Below are 16,221 nucleotides of genomic sequence, written 5' to 3' on the forward strand. Positions count from 1 at the left end.
TGTTTCTCAACCTTGCCTTACATAGTGGGTTTTGCGTGTTAAATAGACGTAACCCCACGGTAGCCGCAGCCGAACCGATCGGCCGGACGTCTTTTCGGAGAGCCCCGAGTGGACAGCACTGCCCAACGCGCCCCTCGTCCCACGGGACGAACCGTTGCATACGATCCGTCCAGTGACGCCTCACCCCTGCACGTCAGGGCAGCCGCCGTGCTGGAGGCCGGCTGGACGGGCACGTCCACCGTGCCCTCACGCGGCCTGTATCCGCACCAGTGGTCCTGGGACTCGGCGTTCATCGCGATCGGCCTGAGGCACCTCTCGCCCTTACGGGCACAGACGGAGCTGGAGACGCTGCTGGCGGCCCAGTGGGCGGACGGGCGGATCCCGCACATCGTCTTCAACCCCTCCGTCCCGCTCGACGCGTACTTCCCGAGCCCCGACTTCTGGCGCTCCTCGACCGCGGGTCGCGCCGCGGGTGCCCCGCGCACCGTACAGACCTCCGGGATCGTGCAGCCACCGGTCCACGCGCTGGCCGCGTGGCTGGTGCACCTCGCCGACCCCGGTCTGTCCCGGGCGCGCGGCTTCCTCACCCGGGCGTATCCCCGGCTCGCGGCCTGGCACCGGTATCTGCTGCACCGGCGCGACCTGGGCGGGGGCGGGCTGGTGTCCGTCGTGCACCCCTGGGAACAGGGTATGGACAACAGCCCCTGCTGGGACCGTCCGCTCTCCCGGGTCACTCCGGCCCCGGCCCGCTCCTTCCGCCGCGCCGACCTCGACCACGGCTCCCCCGAGGACCGGCCGACGGACCTGGACTACGGGCGGTACGTACGGCTGGCCGGCGACTACCGGGATCGCGGATACGCCGATGGACCGGGCGACTTCGCCGTGGAGGACCCGGCGTTCAACGCCCTGCTCATCGCCTCCGAGTACGCACTGGCCCGGATCGCCCACGAGCTGGGCGCGGCGGGCTCGGCCCGGCAGGAGCGCGCCGAGCGGCTCACCGCCGCCCTGGTGGAGCGGCTGTGGGAGCCGTCGGCGGGGATGTTCCTGTGCCGGGACGTGCGCGCCGGGGAGCTGATCCCCGAGCGCGGTGTCTCCGGGCTCGTCCCCCTGCTGCTGCCGACCCTGCCGCGCGACCTCACGGCCACCCTGGTGCGCACCGTCTGCGGCCCGCACTTCGGCCTCGGTGGCACGACCCGGCTGGCGCCCAGCTACGACCTGCTCGGCGACGCCTTCGACCCGCACCGCTACTGGCGCGGCCCGGCCTGGTTCAACACCAACTGGCTGCTGGAGCGCGGGCTGCGGCTGCACGGCGAGCGCGGCCGGGCCGACGCCCTGCGCAAGGGCATCCTGCACACCGCGGGCGCCTCCGACTTCGCGGAGTACGTGGACCCGTACACCGGACAGGCCTGCGGCGCCACCGGCTTCGGCTGGACCGCCGCCCTCACGCTCGACCTGCTGCACGACCGGCCCGCAGGGGACAGGAACCGCGTCACGGCGATCGATCAAGGGAGAGGACCGGGGTTGACTTCCTCCCTCGCCTAAAGGCGGGGGATTCCAGCGGTCGCCCGCTGGGGTTCCTGCTTCACCGACGACCGCCCCGTCCGGGAGGACTCCCGTTGAGGTCTTACACCGTCTCCACAGGCAGACGCCGCCAGCCCGGCGGCCAGAATGTTGCGTGCCGCGTTTACGTCGCGGTCATGCACGGTGCCGCACTCGCACGTCCACTCGCGGACGTTCAGCGGCATCCTCGCTGCGATCGTGCCGCAGCCTCCGCACAGCTTCGAGCTGGGGAACCAGCGGTCGATCACGACGAGTTCGCGCCCGTGCCAGGCGCACTTGTACTCCAGCATCATGCGCAGGTCCGTCCACGCCGCGTCCGAGATCGCGCGTGCAAGCTTGCCGTTCTTCAGCAGGTTGCGGACGGTGAGGTCCTCGATCACGACCGTTTGGTTCTCACGGACGAGCCGAGTCGACAGCTTGTGCAGGAAGTCACGCCGACGGTCGGCGATCCGCGCGTGGACCTTGCCGACCTTGCGGCGGGCTTTCTCCCGGTTCGCCGAGCCCTTCGCCTTCCGCGACAGCTCACGCCGTGCGCGGGCCAGGCGAGCGCGGTCACGCCGCTCGTGCTTCGGGTTGGCGACCTTCTCGTCGGTGGACAGCGTCACGAGGGAGGTGATCCCGGCGTCCAGGCCGACCGCCGCATTTGCGGCGGGAACCGGGGTGATGGTGTCCTCGCACAGCAGGGACACGAACCGGCGTCCCGCCGCGTCACGGGACACGGTCGCCGTGGTCGGCTCCGTGCCCTCGGGCAGCGGCCGCGACCAGCGGACGTCCAGCGGCTCCGGCACCTTCGCCAGAGTCAGTTGCCCGTCACGCCACTTGAAGGCGCTGCGGGTGTACTCGGCCGACGCGCCGGACTTCTTCCGGCTCTTGTAGCGCGGGTACTTCGCGCGCTTGGCGAAGAAGTTCCCGAACGCCGTCTGAGGATGGCGGAGCGCCTGCTGGAGCGGGACGGAGGAGACCTCCGTCAGGAAGGCGAGTTCCTCGGTCTTCTTCCACTCCGTGAGTGCGGCGGACGACTGCACGTAGGAGACACGGCGCTGCTCGCCGTACCAGGCCCGCGTGCGCTCCTCCAGCGCCTTGTTGTACACGAGGCGGACGCAGCCGAACGTACGCGACAGCTCAGCTGCCTGTTCGTCCGTGGGGTAGAAGCGGTACTTGAAGGCCTGCTTGACCTGCTGCGTCGTGCCTCACATTCTGTCAGCTCCCGTGTGAGCGACGGGCATCGACCGGTGGACGGTACATGCCGGTCCGCCCTGGCGGCGAACCGGCTTCCCCTGCCCTGCTCCGCAGGGGCTTCGTTTCCTCCCCGGCCTGAAGGCCGGGGTATCCACGAAGGAGAGAGCCGATGACGGACCGGCATCATCTGCTCGTGCACGGCGGGACGTTCGCCGCCGTCGGCGACCGCGGCGACATCAGCGGCTACCGGGGCGGCAGCGCCCCGGACGGAATGTTCGTACAGGACGCGAGGCATCTGAGCCGGTGGCAGCTCACCGTCGACGGGGCCGTGCCCGAGACGCTGACGCCGGTGGCCGACGGGGACATCGCGCGCTGCGTCCTCGTCCCGCGCGGCGGCCGCAACGAGCCGCCCGCGTACACGCTGTTCCGCGAACAGGCCGTCGGGGACGCCTCGTTCGTCGAGTCGCTGCGTGTCACCAGCAACCGCCCGGTGCCGACGACGGTCCGCCTCGCGGTCACCGCCGACGCCGACTTCACCGACCAGTTCGAACTGCGCTCCGACCACCGCACCTACACGAAGCCCGGCGCCGTCCGCTCCCGCCAGGACCTCGGGCACGGCGTGGAGTTCACCTACCGGCGCGGCGAGTGGCGGTCCGTCACGACCGTGACGGCCGAGCCCCAGCCGGACGCCGTGGAGGAGACCGGCACCGGCGCCCGCCGCCTGGTGTGGACCGTGGACCTCGAACCGCACGGCACGGCCGAGCTGGTCCTGCGGGTCATGGCCCGCCCGCACGGCGACAGGCGAGCCCTGCGTGTGCCCCGCTCCCCCGCCGCCCTCCGAGAGCAACGCCTCGCCCGGGAGGGCCGGTTCACGGAGGGCGTGGCCTTCCCGGCCGGCTGGCCGGAGCTGTCCGCGGCCTGCGCCCGTGGCCTCGCCGACCTGGCCGCGCTCCAGGTCCCGGCGACCGGCCCGGACGGCGAGGAACTGCGCGTCCCGGCCGCCGGTGCGCCCTGGTTCCTGACCCTGCTGGGCCGGGACGCCCTGCTGACCTCGCTGTTCGCACTGCCCTACCGGCCACGGCTGGCCGCCGCCACACTGCCCGCGCTCGCCGCGACCCAGGCCACGGCCACCGGTGTCAGCGAGGTCGCCCAGCCCGGGAAGATCGTGCACGAGGTGCGGCACGGCGAACTGGCGCACTTCGGCCAGGTCCCCTACGGCCGCTACTACGGCTCGGTCGACGCCACGCCCCTGTTTCTCGTCCTGCTCGGGACGTACACCGAGCAGACCGGCGACACCGGCCTGGCCCGCCGTCTGGAGCGGCACGCCCGCGCGGCGGTCGGCTGGATGCTCGACCACGGCGGCCTGACCTCGCGCGGCTATCTCGTCTACCGCGCCGACCAGGGCGGCCTCGCCAACCAGAACTGGAAGGACTCCCCCGGCGCCATCTGCTCCGCCGAAGGCACCCGCCCCAACGGCCCGGTGACGGCCGCGGGCGCCCAGGGCTACGCGTACGACGCGCTGCGCCGCACGGCGTGGCTCGCGCGCACGGTGTGGCAGGACGAGACGTACGCGCACCTGCTGGAGCAGGCGGCCGGTGACCTGCGCGACCGTTTCCAACGCGACTTCTGGATGCCGGAGCGCTCCTTCCCGGCACTGGCGCTCGACGGCGGGGGCCGGCAGGTCGACGCGCTCGCCTCCGACGCCGGGCATCTGCTGTGGTCGGGCCTGCTGGACAAGGAGTACGGCGAACAGGCCCGGCGCCTGCTGGAGCCGGACTTCTTCTCCGGCTGGGGCGTACGCACCCTGGCCGCAGGCCAGCCCGCCTACCATCCGCTCTCCTACCACCGCGGCTCGGTCTGGCCGCACGACAACGCGCTGATCGCACTGGGCCTGGCCCGCTACGGACTGCACGACGAGGCCCGCGCGATCGCCCGCGGCCTGGTCGACGCGGCGAGCGCGACCGGCCACCGGCTGCCGGAGGTCCTCGCGGGCTACGGCCGCGACACCCACCCCGAGCCGGTGCCCTACCCGCACGCGTGCGTACGCGAATCCCGGTCGGCGTCGGCCCCGTTGGCGCTGCTCACGGCGGTCGGCGGCATCTGAGGGGCCGTGCGAGGGCCCCTCCGGGCCGGTTGCCCGGCGTTTGCCCGGAGTTTGCCGAGCGCTGACCCGGCGGGCTGAACACACCCGCCGCACGCCCCGTACGGAACTGCGGCGGACCCGTTCCCCCACGCGGGTCCGCCACCTCACCGGGTTTTGTACGGGAAGGACCTCCGGGTGCCTGTCTTCACACGCTTCCGCCAGTCATCGCAGCCGGGCATCCCGGGGGCCGAGTCCGAGACGGAGCGTGGCGAGAGGGAGCAGGCCGTCACAGAGGAGGTGGAGGCTCCCGAGACTCCCGCCCCCGTATCCCGGCTCACTCGTCTGCGCACCTGGCGCACCCGTCACCCCCGGGCCGCCCGCGCCCTCCACCTGACCACCACCGCCCTCGCCGCCGTCCTGGTCCTCGGTGCTCTGCTCCTGCCCAACACCCTCGACGCCGTCGAGCCGGACAGCTTCGCGCGGATCCCGGCGGAGGCGGTCATCGGGGCCGTCGTGATGCTGGTGCTGCCGCGTCGGCCCCGGCTGGCGGCGGCGGTGCTGTACGGGCTCGGTCTCACCGCGCTGACCACGGTGAACCTGCTCGACATCGGGTTCAACGAGTACCTGGGCCGGGGCTTCAACGCCGCGCTGGACTGGGACCTGCTCCCGGACGCGCAGGCGTACGTCGGGGACACGCTGGGCGGGGGCATCGCGACCGCCGCCGCCGTCGGCGCGGTCGTGCTCGTCCTGCTCGTGGCGGCCGTCATGGTCGCGGCGACGATCCGGCTCGCCGAGGTACTGGCCCGCCACCGGCTCCGGGCGACCAAGGGCGCCCTGCTCGCCGGCACCGTCTGGGTCACCTGCTCCGCCCTGGGCCTGACGCTGTTCGGCGGTCCGATCGCCTCCGAGCGCGGGGCCGGGGCTCTCCGGGTGCACGCGCAGCGGACGGTGGAGTCGCTGCGGGACGAGGCGGCGTTCGTGCAGCAGGCGAAGGCGGACACCTTCGGCAACACCCCGCCCGACCAGCTGCTGCCGGACCTGCGCGGCAAGGACGTGATCTTCACGTTCATCGAGAGCTACGGCCGCAGCGCCCTCGAGGACCCGATCATGGCACCCGGCGTCGACCGGACCCTCGACACGAGCACCGAGGCCCTGGCGAAGGCCGGCTTCCACGCCCGCAGCGGCTGGCTGACCTCGGCGACCTTCGGCGGCAGCAGCTGGCTCGGCCATTCCACGACCATGTCCGGCCTGTGGATCGACAACCAGCGCCGCTACCGCACGGTCACCGCGGGCGACCACCTCACCCTCACCAAGGCGTTCCGGAAGACCGGCGCGTGGGACACGGTGGGCGTCATGCCGGGCGTGCAGAAGGGCTGGCCGGAGGAGAAGTGGTACGGCCTCGACAAGCTCTACGACGCCTTCGACCTGGGCTACCGGGGCCCGAAGTTCAGCTGGTCGACGATGCCCGACCAGTACGCGCTGGAGGCGTTCCAGCGCCGGGTGCACGGAAAGAAGCGCGACAAGCCGCTGATGTCGTTCGTCATCCTGACCTCCAGCCACCAACCCTGGGCGCCCCTCCCGAAGATGGTCGGCTGGGACGAACTCGGCGACGGATCGGTCTTCGACGCGATCCAGAAGGCCGGCAAGAAGGCGTCGGACGTCCTCACCGACACCACGAAGTCCCGCCAGGAGTACGGCAAGTCCATCCAGTACTCGGTCACGAGCCTCACCCAGTGGCTGGAGCGCTACGGCACCGACGACACCGTCCTGGTCTTCCTCGGCGACCACCAGCCCATGGCCCGGGTCAGCGGCACCCGTGCCAGCCGGGACGTGCCGGTGTCGATCGTCGCGAAGGATCCGAAGGTCCTCGGCAAGGTCGCCGACTGGAACTGGGCGGAAGGCCTCAAGCCGGACCGCGGCGCCCCCGTCTGGAAGATGAGCGCGTTCCGCGACCGTTTCCTCAAGGCGTACGGCTCCACGCCGCACCCCTCGGGAGGCTGATCAGCCGCCGGAGATGTCCAGCTCCGCGTCCTCGCCGATGCCCGCGCAGTCGTACGGGTCCTTCAGCCAGCCGTCCGGCAGCACCACCCGGTTGTTGCCGGACGTACGGCCCCGGGGCCCGTCGGCGCAGGCAGGCCAGGGCTGGTCGAGGTCCAGCTCGTCAAGGCCGGCCCGCAGCTCTTCGAGCGACGAGGTGATCGCGAGCCGCTTGCGCATCTCGGAGCCGACCGCGAAGCCTTTCAGATACCAGGCGACGTGCTTGCGGAAGTCGATCACGCCCCGGGACTCGTCGCCGATCCACTCGCCGAGCAGGGTGGCGTGCCGGACCATGACGTCGGCGGCTTCCCGGAGGGTGGGCCGTGCGATGTCCTGAGTGCGCCCCTCGAAAGCCGCCACGAGGTCGGAGAACAGCCAGGGCCGCCCCAGGCACCCGCGCCCGACCACCACTCCGTCGCAGCCGGTCTCCCGCACCATCCGCAGGGCGTCCTCGGCCGACCAGATGTCGCCGTTGCCGAGCACGGGGATCTCCGGCACGTGCTCCTTCAGCCGGGCGATGGCGTCCCAGTCGGCGGTGCCGCCGTAGTGCTGGGCGGCGGTGCGGCCGTGCAGCGCGATGGCGGTGACGCCCTCCTCGACGGCGATCCGGCCGGCGTCGAGGTAGGTGATGTGGTCGTCGTCGATGCCCTTGCGCATCTTCATCGTCACGGGCAGGTCGCCGGCACCGCTGACCGCCTCGCGCAGGATGGCGCGCAGCAGGTTCCGCTTGTACGGGAGCGCGGATCCGCCGCCCTTGCGGGTCACCTTGGGCACCGGGCAGCCGAAGTTGAGGTCGATGTGGTCGGCGAGGTCCTCCTCCGCGATCATGCGGACGGCCTTGCCGACGGTCGCCGGGTCCACGCCGTAGAGCTGGATGGACCGGGGCCGCTCACTCGCGTCGAAGTGAATGAGCTGCATCGTCTTCTCGTTGCGCTCGACCAGGGCCCTGGTGGTGATCATCTCGCTGACGAACAGGCCCTTGCCACCGCTGAACTCCCTGCACAGGGTGCGGAAGGGCGCGTTGGTGATCCCGGCCATGGGGGCCAGGACGACGGGGGGCCGGACGGCGTGCGGACCGATCTGGAGGGGCGTGGACATGCCTCCATTGTGCCGTGCAATGAGATGGCAAAATTCATTAGTTAGCCACACTATCGAAATCGGCGTACGATGTTCCGCATGCCCGAGGTCAGTCACCGCCGTCGCATGCTGGTGCTCGCGATCTGCTGTATGAGCCTGCTGATCGTGAGCCTGGACAACACGGTCCTGAACGTGGCCCTCCCCTCCATGCAGCGGGACCTCCACGCGAGCACGTCCGGCCTCCAGTGGACGATCGACGCCTACACCCTGGTCCTGGCCTCGCTGCTGATGCTCGCGGGCTCCACCGCCGACCGGATCGGCCGCAAACGCGTCTTCATGGCGGGTCTGGTCGTCTTCACCCTCGGCTCGGTGCTGTGCTCGCTCGCGCCGGACCTTCAGGCGCTGGTCGCCTTCCGCATGGTGCAGGCGGTGGGCGGCTCGATGCTGAACCCGGTCGCCATGTCGATCATCACCAACACCTTCACCGACCCGCGCGAGCGGGCCCGGGCGATCGGCGCGTGGGGCGCGGTCGTCGGCATATCGATGGCGGCCGGCCCGCTGGCCGGAGGCCTGCTCGTCGAGTCGGTCGGCTGGCGCTCGATCTTCTGGATCAACCTGCCGGTGGGCCTGGCCGCCCTTCTGCTCACCCTGCGCTTCGTGCCCGAGTCCCGGGCGCCGAGGGCCCGCCGCCCCGACCCGGTGGGGCAGCTGCTGGTGATCGCGCTGTTCGGCTCGCTGACGTACGCGATCATCGAGGCCCCGAGCAGGGCCCTCACATCGACAGCGCCGCTCGTCGTCATCGCCCTGGCGGCCCTCGCCGGCCTGCTGTGGTACGAGCCGCGCCGCGCGGAACCCCTGATCGACCTGCGCTTCTTCCGCTCGGCGCCGTTCAGCGGAGCCATGGTCATCGCCATCAGCGCGTTCGCGGCACTCGGCGGCTTCCTGTTCCTGTCCACGCTGTACCTCCAGAACGTACGCGGACTGACCGCCATGGAGGCGGGCCTGTGGATGCTACCGATGGCGGCCCCCACCTTCCTGTGCGCCCCGCTCTCCGGCCGCCTGGCCGGCGGCCGGGGCCCGCGTCTGCCCCTGCTGATCGCGGGCTGCGCGATGACGGCGAGCGGCATCCTCTTCGCCGCGTTCGAAGCCGAGACCTCGAACACCACCCTCATCGCCGGGTACGTCCTCTTCGGTATCGGCTTCGGTTTCGTCAACGCCCCGATCACCAACACGGCGGTCTCCGGCATGCCGCGCACCCAGGCGGGCGTCGCCGCGGCCGTCGCCTCCACGAGCCGCCAGCTCGGCCAGACGCTGGGCGTCGCGGTGGTGGGCGCGGTGCTCGCCTCCGGCGTGGGCGCGTCCTCGTACCGCGAGATGTTCGTCTCGGCCGCCCGGCCGGGCTGGTGGATCATCGCGGCGTGCGGGTTCGCGGTGCTGGCGTTGGGGGCGGTGACGAGCGGGCGGTGGGCTCGGGGGACTGCCGAGCGGACAGCTGAGAGGCTGGAGGCGGCGGAGGTGCGGGACGTGGCGGTGACCGCGGAGCGTGCCTAGCCGCGGGTGAGTTGTGGCTGGTCGCGCCGTTCCCCGCGCCCCTGGGGGCCGGATTCTCTGCTCAGCGCTATGGTCTGGAGCTTCTCCAGGCGCTCCCGGGACTCCCGGTCCGCCGGGACGTACGTGACGATACGCGGTCCCGCCCCCGGCGTCAGCCACAGGTCCGTGTGGTCGACGGTGATGCGGCCGACGTGGCGGTTGCGGAACTCCTTGCGTCTGGTGCGGTGGGCGACGACCTCGTGCCGGTCCCAGGCCGTGCGGAAGGCGAAGGACTCCGTGCGCAGTCGCTTCAGAAGCATCTTCCAGGCGGGCTCGGCGAGATGACCCGCCATCGCGGCACGGAAGCGCGCGGCCATCAGACGCTGCGTCTCGTCCAGGTGCACGATCGACGACTGCCACTCGGCGTGGGTGTAGGAGAGGAGCACGCAGTTGCGGTCCTCGGGCGGCACCGCGTCCAGGTCGCACAGCAGCAACCCGTACGTGCGGTTGTAGGCGAGGATGTCGTACCGGCTGTTCTGGAGGCACGCCGGGAACGGCTCGACCTGCTCCAGCACCGCCCGCATCGCCGGCGTGACCGACGGGCACGTGGACGCCGGCGTCGGGTCGGCCGCCCCGGCCAGCCGGAAGAGGTGGGCACGCTCGCTGGGGTCGAGCAGGAGCGCGCGGGCCAGCGCGTCGAGGACCTGGACGGAGACCTGGATGTCCCGGGCCTGCTCCAGCCACGTGTACCAGGTGACGCCCACGGCGGAGAGCTGGGCGACCTCCTCGCGGCGCAGACCCGGCGTACGACGCCGGCGGCCCCGGGGCAGGCCGACCTGCTCGGGGGCGATCCGCTCTCGCCGGCTGCGCAGGAACGCCGCGAGCTCGTGCCGCCGGACGTCCGCGTCGCGGGGGGCCTCGGGCGGGCGTGCCGCTGTCTCCTGCGCCATGGTCGTCATGCCCTTCAGCCTGCCGTCGCCCGGACCCTGTTTCCAGGTGGTGGTTGTACCAGGATAAGAACACTCTGGTACCAGCCTGGGCGCCGCCACAGGCTGATGCCGTGACCACGGAATCCCTCACTTCACGTCCCGTCAGCTCCCCCGCCCCGGCTCCCGTGCTCGGCGGGCTCGGGCTGTTCACGGTGCTGCTGGCCGCGGCACTCCCGCTCATCGACTTCTTCATCGTGAACGTCGCCCTGCCCACCATCGGCGCCGACCTCGCCGCGAGCGAGTCGGTCCTCGAACTCGTCGTCGCCGGGTACGGAGTGTCGTACGCCGTCCTGCTGGTCCTCGGGGGGCGGCTCGGCGACCTGTTCGGCCGGCGGCGGCTGTTCCTCATCGGAATGGCGGCCTTCGGGCTGACCTCACTGGCGTGCGGACTGGCGCCCGGCGCCTGGTCGCTGGTCGCGGCCCGGGTCGCACAGGGCGCGTCGGCCGCCGCGATGCTGCCGCAGGTGCTGGCCACCATCCAGGCCACCACGACCGGCCCCCGGCGGGCGAAGGCCATGGGGCTCTACGGCGCGACCGCCGGCCTGGCCATGGTCGCCGGGCAGATCCTCGGCGGGGTCCTGGTGGCCGCCGACATCGCGGGGACCGGCTGGCGCTCGGTGTTCCTCGTCAACGTGCCGGTCGTCCTCGCCGGACTGTTCCTGGCGGCCCGCGCGGTCCCCGAGACCCGCTCCGAGCGCCCGGAGCCGGTCGACGTCCCGGGCACGGTCCTCCTGGCGGCCTCGCTCCTCGCACTGCTCGTCCCGCTCACCGAAGGCCGGGCGGCGGGCTGGCCGCTGTGGACATGGCTGTCGCTGCTGGCGTTCCCGTTCGCGGCGGCGGCGTTCTACGTGGTGGAGCGACGGGCCGACCGCGCGGGCCGCACGCCCTTGGTCCCGCCGAGCCTGTTCGCGCTGACCTCGCTGCGGCGCGGGCTGCTGCTGGTGCTGCCCTTCTCCATCGGCTTCAGCGGCTTCATGTTCGTGATCGCGGTGGCGTTGCAGCAGGGCGCCGGGCTCGACCCGGTCGCCGCGGGCCTGGCGCTCGCGCCGCTGGCGGTGGTGTTCTTCGTCTTCTCGCTGCTGGGCCCGCGGCTGGTCGCCCGGTACGGCTCGCGGGTGGTGACGGCGGGTGCCGTGTTCCAGGGCCTGGGTCTGGTTCTGATGGCACTGGCGGCCTGGCGCTTCTGGCCGCACCTCGGGTTCGTCGAACTGCTCCCGGGGGCGGCGGTCGCCGGCGCGGGCCAGGCGATGCAACTTCCGGTCGCCTTCCGGGTCATCCTCTCGGAGGTGCCGCCCGTCCGCGCCGGCGTCGGCAGCGGCGTGATGATCACCACTCAGCAGTCGGCGCTGGCACTCGGTGTGGCGACCCTGGGCACGCTGTTCCTTTCCCTGGTCCCGGGGATGGGCATGCGGAATGCCCTGGTCACGACCCTCCTGGTGCAGCTCGGCGGTGTGGTGCTGACCGGCCTGCTGAGTCTGCGGCTGCCGCGTATGGTCGCTTGAGGTTTCTCACGGCCTGACGACTCGTATCCGGGGAAGCCCTGTTGATGTTGGTTCTGCTGCACACTCCTTGCTGCGAGCAGACCGGATCGGGCCGGATTCCTGGACGCGGGAGACGTCATGGCGCAGATCGACACCAGCAAGGTCAGCCGCTGGGACCAGCACGGCCGGGAGCACGTGGTGCGGGTGCGGCGCACGGGCGGGCAGCGCACGCTCAGCTGCGACACCTGCGGCTGGCGCAGAGGCGCCCAGTTCCTGCCCTGGCTGAAGGCGGAGGAACACCTGGCGGAGGCTCATCAGGCGACGGTGGACCCGACGGCGGCGTGAACGGCCCCAGCAGCGGCCCCAGTAGGGGATCGAGGGCAGGTACGCCCTGTCGGGCTGGTGGTACAGGCCGGTGGTCATCAGGCTCATCAGTCGCACCACCTCGAGGCCGTAGGGCAGGCACCACCTGAGCAGCACGCTGCCGCTCGGGTACCCGTCGTCCGCCCGAAGGGCGGGCCTCGCGGTGTCTGGTGCGTGCGATCGCAAGGCGCCGAAGCGCCCACGTGGCTCCGCCACGTGGGCGGTTCGGCAACGCGGCGAGCGTGCGTGCCAGACACCGCGAGGCAGGCGGGAATTCGTCAGCCAGGCCCTAGGCCCGCAGCCCCCGCACCACGAGGTCCATGACCGCCGTGAAGTCCGCCTCGATGCCGGGCTCTTCCCACTCCCGGGCGTAGCACGGGTCGTGGAAGCGGCCCGTGGCGTGGAAGAGGGCGCGGGCGGTCGTCCCGGGGTCGGGGGTGGCGGCGAAGTCGCCGGTCTCGACGCCGGCCTGGATGATGCGGGTCAGCTGGGACGTCAGGTCGGCGATGTGCTCACCGACCGCCGTGCCGTTCTCGTCCGTGAGGACCATGTACGTGGCGAACAGCTCCGGATCCCCGCCCGCCTTGCGGCGCTTCGCGGCGAACAGCGCGGCGAGCCAGTCCCGCAGCCGGGTCTCCGGGGCGCTGTCCGCGGCGACGATCCCGGACAGTTCCCCGGACGTGCGGTCCAGCCAGCGCTTGGTGACCGCCTCGCGCAGCGCCGCCTTGGTGCGGAAGTGGCGGTAGACACTGCCGTGGCTGACGCCGAGCGCGCGGGCCACGTCCACCACGGTGGCCTTGGCCGGGCCGTGGCGGCGCAGCACCTCCTCGGTCGCCTCGAGGATGCGCTCGGCGGTCAGGGTCTCGCTGGTCGGTGCCATGCCCTGACCGTACCCGGAGCCCGGTTCAGCTCTCGAGGTGCGCCATCTGTGCCGCCGGGTAGCGGTCGCCGGCGGCGGCGCCGGGCGGTACAACCTCCTCGATCGCGGCGAGGTCGGCCGCGTCCGGCGTCACGTCCAGCGCGGCCAGCGCCTCCGTGAGCCGGTCGCGGCGACGCGCGCCGACCAGCGGCACGATGTCCTCACCGCGCGAGAGCACCCAGGCGATGGCGATCTGCGCGACACTGACGCCCTTCTGCTCGGCGATCTCCCGCAACGCCTCGACGAGGTTCAGGTTGTGCCGGAGGTTGTCCCCCTGGAAACGCGGCGACATCGCCCGGAAGTCGCCGGCGCCGAGCTGCCGGTCGGCGGTGAAGTGGCCCGAGATCAGGCCCCGGGAGAGCACGCCGTACGCCGTGATGCCGATGCCCAGCTCGCGTGTGGTGGGGAGGATCTCGTCCTCGATGCCGCGCGAGATGAGGGAGTACTCGATCTGGAGGTCGGAGATCGGCGCGGTGGCGGCGGCCCGGCGGATGGTCTCGGCGCCGACCTCGCTGAGGCCGATGTGCCGCACGCATCCCTTCTCGACCAGTTCCGCGATCGCGCCGACCGTCTCCTCGATCGGCACCTCGGGGTCGAGGCGGGCGATGCGGTAGACGTCGATGTGGTCGACGCCGAGCCGCTGGAGGGAGTACGCGGCGAAGTTCTTCACGGCGGCGGGCCTGCCGTCGTAGCCGGACCAGCCGCCGTCCGGGTCGCGCATGGCGCCGAACTTCACGCTGACCAGGGCCTGTTCACGCCGGGCGGCGGGGGCCGCGCGCAGGGCCTCGCCGATCAGCATCTCGTTGTGGCCCATGCCGTAGAAGTCGCCGGTGTCCAGCAGGGTGACGCCCGCTTCGAGCGCCGCGTGGATGGTCGCGACGGACTCGGCCCGGTCCGCCTCGCCGTACAGCGCGGACATGCCCATGCAGCCGAGGCCGAGGGCGGAGACCTGGGGGCCGGTGGTTCCGAGGGTTCGGGTTCGCATCGTCATGCGCTCCACGATGACATGACAGATAACAGATTTCAATATCTGTCATTCGATACTCGTCAGGACCTGGCGTCGGCCCTACCGCACCGTGAACGCCAGCTTCGCCCCCAGCGCCACGAACGACCCCGCGAACCCCCGCCGCAGCCACGCCATCACCCGCGGCCGCCCGATCACATGGCTGCGCACCGACGCGGCCAGCACCCCGTACGCGGCGAACACGGCGAACGTCGCCAGCATGAACACCCCGCCGAGCCCCACCATCCGCACCACCGCGTGCGGCTCCCCGGGGCTCACGAACTGCGGCAGGAACGCGAAGAAGAAGATCGTCAGCTTCGGGTTGAGGATGTTGATCAGCACGCCCCGCACGATCACCCGCCGCGCGGACACCGGCGCCGCCCGCTCCTCCACCACGAGCGCCTCCTTGTCCCGCACCGTCGCCCACGCCATGTACAGGAGGTAGGCGACCCCGGCGTACTTCAGTACCTGGAACGCGGTCGCGCTGGCGTGCAGCAGGGCGGCGACCCCGGTGACCGTGGCCAGCAGATGCGGCACGATCCCGAGCGTGCACCCGAAGGCCGCGACGACGCTCGCGCGCCGGCCCGGGAGAGCGCGGCGGCGAGAGTGTAGACGACTCCGGTTCCCGGTGTGGCGACGACGACAAGAGTGGTCAGCAGAAACGCGATGCTCATGCGCTCACCCTGGCGCCGCCACTCCCGGAGACAGGGCCAATCGGCAGCGGCGCTGAAGGACCAATCCTGCCGACCACACAAGTGCTCAACCGCCCCACCGTTCGACATGCCTCACACCCGCTCCGAGAATGGAAAGAGCCGGCGAGCAGTCTCCCCGGCGGCGCCTGCCCACCGGCCGCGCGGAACTCCTGCGCCGCCCCAGGGAGCGCGTCATGACGGTCCGCATCGCCACCTTCAACACCGAGAACCTCTTCCGCCGCCCCAAGGTCTTCCGCCTCCCGAGCGACAAGCAGCGCCGGGAGATCCTGAACGACTACACGAAGCTGGTCTCCCTCCTGGAGAAGAAGACCTACGACGACAAGACCAAGGAACGCATCGCCGAACTCCTCAAGAAGCACCGGGCGCACGACTCCCGCAAGGACAGGCCGCTCTTCGTCAACGAGACCCGCGGTCAGGGCACGCTGTTCAAGACGAGAGGCAGCGGCGAGCACGTCACCTTCGAGATCGTCGCCACGGGCCGCTCGGGGTGGACCGGCTGGGTGGAGCTGGTCCGTGACGACCTCGACTGGGAGGCCGTGCACAACACCGGCCGGGTGATCGCCGAGGTCGACGCCGACATCCTGCTCACCGTGGAGGTGGAGGACCGCACGACCCTGCGCCGCTTCAACGAGCAGGTGCTGGGCGGCGACCTGAAGAAGACCCCGTATCCGTACGACATGGTGATCGACGGCAACGACCCGCGCGGCATCGACGTGGGGGTCCTCAGCCGCCACCCGATCACGTCCATGAGGTCCCACGTCTTCGACCCCGACCCGGACCGGCCGGGCGAGTATCTCTTCAGCCGGGACTGCCCCGAGTACGAGATCCAGATCGGCGGCACCCCGCTGTGGCTGCTCGGCAACCACCTGAAGAGCCAGAGCGGCGACGACCCGGAGCTGCGCATCGCCCAGGCCCGGCGCGTGGCGTCGATCTACCAGACCGCCCTGGAGCGTTCCCCGTACGTCGTGGTCGCCGGGGACCTCAACGACGAACCGTCCAGCGAGGCGATCCGGGCCCTGCTGGGCACCGGCCTGCGGGACGTGATGAGCCACCCGGGGTACCGGGGCACCCCGGGCACCCACGGCGCGGGCACGTCCGAGCGCCAGAAGCTCGATTATCTGATGTTGCCGCCGCCGCTGTGGGAGCAGGTGCAGCACGTCGAGGTCGAACGGCGCGGCATCTGGGCGCCCTCCACGATCAAGTCCTTCGACACCGTCACCTCGAAGTGGAACCGCGCCTCGGACCACGCGGCCGTCTACGCGGACCTCGACCTCTGAAACGCGCCGG

11 protein-coding genes and 2 pseudogenes are annotated in these 16,221 nt (G+C 71.6%); 7 read left to right on the forward strand and 6 right to left on the reverse strand.

Features of this window, described 5'->3' with window-relative positions; genetic code table 11:
* Positions 1-108: 108 nt before the first annotated feature.
* Positions 109-1,542, forward strand: a complete 1,434-nt coding sequence (locus V8690_RS13455; RefSeq protein WP_338778610.1) for a hypothetical protein — start codon at positions 109-111, stop codon at positions 1,540-1,542.
* On the opposite strand, the pseudogene V8690_RS13460 reads toward V8690_RS13455, so the two are convergent.
* A pseudogene (locus V8690_RS13460) lies at positions 1,539-2,741 on the reverse strand (RNA-guided endonuclease TnpB family protein); the annotation flags it as partial. The gene V8690_RS13455 and the pseudogene V8690_RS13460 sit on opposite strands and share 4 nt — an antisense overlap.
* Before the next feature lie 167 nt (positions 2,742-2,908).
* Here V8690_RS13460 and V8690_RS13465 point away from each other — a divergent pair.
* Both V8690_RS13465 and V8690_RS13470 read left to right on the forward strand, forming a co-directional pair.
* On the forward strand, positions 2,909-4,843 hold the full coding sequence (locus V8690_RS13465; RefSeq protein WP_338778612.1) for a glycogen debranching N-terminal domain-containing protein: 1,935 nt from the start codon (positions 2,909-2,911) through the stop codon (positions 4,841-4,843).
* A 276-nt stretch (positions 4,844-5,119) separates the two neighbouring features.
* Positions 5,120-6,823: a CDP-alcohol phosphatidyltransferase gene (locus tag V8690_RS13470; RefSeq protein WP_338785340.1), complete on the forward strand. Its 1,704-nt coding sequence runs from the start codon at positions 5,120-5,122 to the stop codon at positions 6,821-6,823.
* On the opposite strand, the gene dusB is transcribed toward V8690_RS13470, so the two are convergent.
* The gene (dusB, locus tag V8690_RS13475) at positions 6,824-7,957 is read right to left on the reverse strand and encodes a tRNA dihydrouridine synthase DusB (RefSeq protein ID WP_338778614.1); all 1,134 of its coding nucleotides are present in this window, start codon (positions 7,955-7,957) and stop codon (positions 6,824-6,826) included.
* 78 nt (positions 7,958-8,035) lie between these two features.
* On the opposite strand from dusB, the gene V8690_RS13480 reads away from it, so the two are divergent.
* On the forward strand, positions 8,036-9,487 hold the full coding sequence (locus V8690_RS13480; protein WP_338778616.1) for an MFS transporter: 1,452 nt from the start codon (positions 8,036-8,038) through the stop codon (positions 9,485-9,487).
* On the opposite strand, the gene V8690_RS13485 is transcribed toward V8690_RS13480, so the two are convergent.
* A complete protein-coding gene (locus tag V8690_RS13485) occupies positions 9,484-10,425 on the reverse strand; it encodes a helix-turn-helix domain-containing protein (RefSeq protein WP_338778618.1) in 942 nt (313 codons plus the stop codon). The two genes, V8690_RS13480 and V8690_RS13485, sit on opposite strands and share 4 nt — an antisense overlap.
* A gap of 101 nt (positions 10,426-10,526) precedes the next feature.
* Between V8690_RS13485 and V8690_RS13490 the strand changes: the two genes are divergently transcribed.
* Together V8690_RS13490 and V8690_RS13495 are read left to right on the forward strand one after the other, a co-directional pair.
* Positions 10,527-11,957 (forward strand): MFS transporter, encoded by a 1,431-nt coding sequence (locus V8690_RS13490; protein WP_338778620.1) that lies wholly within the window; start codon positions 10,527-10,529, stop codon positions 11,955-11,957.
* 117 nt (positions 11,958-12,074) lie between these two features.
* A complete protein-coding gene (locus V8690_RS13495; RefSeq protein WP_338778622.1) occupies positions 12,075-12,281 on the forward strand; it encodes a hypothetical protein in 207 nt (68 codons plus the stop codon).
* Between the two features lie 307 nt (positions 12,282-12,588).
* Here the strand turns inward: V8690_RS13495 and V8690_RS13500 are convergent, their stop codons facing one another.
* The 3 genes and pseudogenes from V8690_RS13500 to V8690_RS13510 all read right to left on the reverse strand — a co-directional run bounded on the left by V8690_RS13500 (position 12,589) and on the right by V8690_RS13510 (position 14,895).
* Positions 12,589-13,179, reverse strand: a complete 591-nt coding sequence (locus tag V8690_RS13500; RefSeq protein WP_338778624.1) for a TetR family transcriptional regulator — start codon at positions 13,177-13,179, stop codon at positions 12,589-12,591.
* A 25-nt stretch (positions 13,180-13,204) separates the two neighbouring features.
* A complete protein-coding gene (locus tag V8690_RS13505; RefSeq protein WP_338778627.1) occupies positions 13,205-14,209 on the reverse strand; it encodes an aldo/keto reductase in 1,005 nt (334 codons plus the stop codon).
* 75 nt (positions 14,210-14,284) lie between these two features.
* Positions 14,285-14,895 (reverse strand): annotated as a pseudogene (locus V8690_RS13510) (LysE family translocator).
* 128 nt (positions 14,896-15,023) lie between these two features.
* On the opposite strand from V8690_RS13510, the gene V8690_RS13515 reads away from it, so the two are divergent.
* Positions 15,024-16,211: an endonuclease/exonuclease/phosphatase family protein gene (locus V8690_RS13515; protein ID WP_338778629.1), complete on the forward strand. Its 1,188-nt coding sequence runs from the start codon at positions 15,024-15,026 to the stop codon at positions 16,209-16,211.
* The last annotated feature ends 10 nt before the right edge of the window (positions 16,212-16,221 follow it).

The organism is Streptomyces sp. DG1A-41 (genome assembly GCF_037055355.1).
In the GTDB taxonomy this organism is placed as follows: Bacteria; Actinomycetota; Actinomycetes; order Streptomycetales; family Streptomycetaceae; genus Streptomyces.